The sequence below is a fragment of the Sphingomonas sp. CCH9-E2 genome, from assembly GCF_001557215.1.
Taxonomy (GTDB): domain Bacteria; phylum Pseudomonadota; class Alphaproteobacteria; order Sphingomonadales; family Sphingomonadaceae; genus Sphingomonas.
Window position 1 is genome coordinate 1 of sequence record NZ_LSJM01000185.1, and the last position, 2,699, is coordinate 2,699.

General features: G+C 67.2%; 2 protein-coding genes. Both read right to left on the reverse strand.

The features are described 5' to 3' along the window. Positions 1–18: 18 nt before the first annotated feature. The gene (gene hutU, locus AX681_RS09170; RefSeq protein ID WP_066659753.1) at positions 19–1,677 is read right to left on the reverse strand and encodes a urocanate hydratase; all 1,659 of its coding nucleotides are present in this window, start codon (positions 1,675–1,677) and stop codon (positions 19–21) included. Beyond that, on the reverse strand, positions 1,674–2,474 hold the full coding sequence (hutG, locus tag AX681_RS09175; protein ID WP_066682096.1) for an N-formylglutamate deformylase: 801 nt from the start codon (positions 2,472–2,474) through the stop codon (positions 1,674–1,676). Before hutG ends, hutU begins: the two co-directional genes overlap by 4 nt. Between the last annotated feature and the right edge of the window lie 225 nt (positions 2,475–2,699).

The following is a 2,699-nucleotide window of genomic DNA, read 5'->3' on the forward strand; positions in this document are numbered from 1 at the left end:
CCCCTGAAGGGGAGGGGGTTACAGGATGCCCGGCAGGTCCAGCCCCATTTCTCCCGCGCAGGTTTTCGCGATCTCATAGCCCGCATCGGCGTGGCGCATGACGCCGGTGGCCGGGTCGTTCCATAGCACGCGCTCGAGCCGCCTGGCGGCTTCTGGGGTGCCGTCGGCGACGATGACCATGCCTGAGTGCTGCGAATAGCCCATGCCGACGCCGCCGCCATGGTGGAGCGAGACCCAGGTTGCGCCGCTGGCGGTGTTGAGCAGGGCGTTGAGCAGGGGCCAGTCGGACACGGCGTCGCTGCCGTCCAGCATCGCTTCGGTTTCGCGGTTGGGGCTGGCGACCGATCCGCTGTCGAGGTGATCGCGGCCAATGACGATGGGGGCCTCCAGTTCGCCTTTCGCCACCATCTCGTTGAAGGCGAGGGCGAGGCGGTGGCGGTCGCCGAGGCCGACCCAGCAGATGCGCGCGGGGAGGCCCTGGAACGCGATCCGCTCCTTTGCCATGTCGAGCCAGTGGTGGAGGTGGTGGTTGCCGGGGAGCAACTCCTTCACCTTGGCGTCGGTCTTACAGATGTCCTCCGGATTGCCCGAGAGCGCGGCCCAGCGGAACGGGCCGATGCCGCGGCAGAAGAGCGGGCGGATATAGGCGGGGACGAAGCCGGGGAAGGCGAAGGCGTTGGCGACGCCCGCGTCCTTCGCGACCTGACGGATATTGTTGCCATAGTCGAAGGTGGGGACGCCCATCTCTTCGAACGCCAGCATCGCGCGGACATGGGTGGCCATCGAGGCGCGGGCGGCAGCCTCCACCTCATGCGGGGCGGTTTCGCGCTTGGCGAACCACTGCTCCAGCGTCCAGCCGGCCGGGAGGTAGCCGTTGATCGGATCATGCGCGCTGGTCTGGTCGGTGACCATGTCGGGGCGGATGCCGCGTCGGACCAGTTCGGGCAGGATTTCGGCGGCGTTGCCGAGCAGGCCGACCGAGACGGGTTTGTCGGAGGTGTGAATGATTTCAAGCGCTTCGTCGATGCTGTTCGCGGCGCGATCGAGGTAGCGGGTACGCAGGCGCATCTCGATCCGGCTCGGCTGGCATTCAATCGCAAGGCAGGATGCGCCCGCCATCGTCGCGGCGAGCGGCTGCGCGCCACCCATGCCGCCAAGCCCGGCGGTGAGGATCCAGCGGCCTGACAGGTCGCCACCGTAATGCTGACGTCCAGCCTCGACAAAGGTTTCGTAAGTGCCCTGAACGATGCCCTGGGTGCCGATATAGATCCACGATCCCGCGGTCATCTGGCCGTACATCGCCAGCCCTTTGCGGTCGAGTTCGTGGAAATGCTCCCAGGTCGCCCAATGGGGCACGAGATTCGAATTGGCGATCAGCACGCGCGGGGCGTTTTCATGCGTGCGGAACACGCCGACCGGCTTGCCCGACTGGACCAGCAGCGTCTGATCATTGTCGAGGCGGCGGAGCGTCTCGACGATCTTGTCATAGGCTTCCCAGTTGCGCGCCGCGCGGCCGATGCCGCCATAGACGACGAGGCTCTCGGGTGCTTCGGCGACATCGGGATCAAGATTGTTCATCAGCATCCGCAACGCCGCCTCGGCCTGCCAGTTCTTGGCGGTAAGGGTGGTGCCGGTCGGAGCCTTGATGCAGCGGCTATTGTCGGTGCGCGTGGTCATGCTTGGGCTTTCGCGAAGTCGATGGCGGCGGTGAGGATCGGGCGGAGCGTGGCGTGTGCCTGCGCGGCGTGGATGTCGTCCCAGCGCGGGGGCCAGTTGGCGGGGGGAACTTCGGTGACATAGGTGCGCATTGCCAGTTCCATCTGGATCGCGTGGACGCCGGTGTCGGGCTGGCCGTAGTGGCGCGTGGTCCAGCCGCCCTTGAAGCGGCCGTCGACAACATGGCTGCGGCCCTGTTCGGCGCAGATCGCGGCGATCGCTTGCGTCAGTTCGGGCGCGCAGGACCGGCCGCTATTGGTGCCGATGTTGAATTCGGGCAGGCGGCCGTCGAACAGCTTTGGCACCACGCTGCGGATCGAATGCGCTTCGTAGAGGACGATCGCGGGGTGGAGCGCGCGCAGGCGCTCGATCTCGGCGCGCAGGGCGGCGTGATAGGGGTCGAACCAGGCGGCGCGGCGGCGGGCGATTTCGGCTGCGTCGGGTTCCTTGCCGGGGTGGTAGAGCGGGTCGCCGTCGAAGGTTTCGGTCGGGCACAGGCCGGTGGTGAACTGGCCGGGGTAAAGCGTCGCGCCGCTGGGGTCGCGGTTGACGTCGATCACTGTGCGGCTGGTCGTGGTGCGGACGATCGTCGCGCCGAGCTGAAATGCGAAGGCGTAGAGCTGGTCGATGTAGAGATCAGCGTCGTAGCGCGCGCGGTTGAGCGAGACGAGCGACGGGGCGATGTCGGCGGGGATTTCGAGACCGGCATGGGGGATGCTGACGATCAGCGGGCCTTCGTTGCGGGCGGTGACGATCATTTTAGCCCCTCCCCTTTAGGGGAGGGGTTGGGGTGGGGCGTTTCAATCTCACCGAGACCGTCGGTTGCGAGGACAGGCCCCACCCCCAACCCCTCCCCTGAAGGGGAGGGGCTTAGGAATGCGGCGATGTCCGTCCTCATGCCTCCACTCCCGGTAGCCCTTCGCCCAGCGCGCCGCTGGTCACCAGCGCGGTGGCGAGCGCCATGTCCGGGGCGAAGTGGCGGT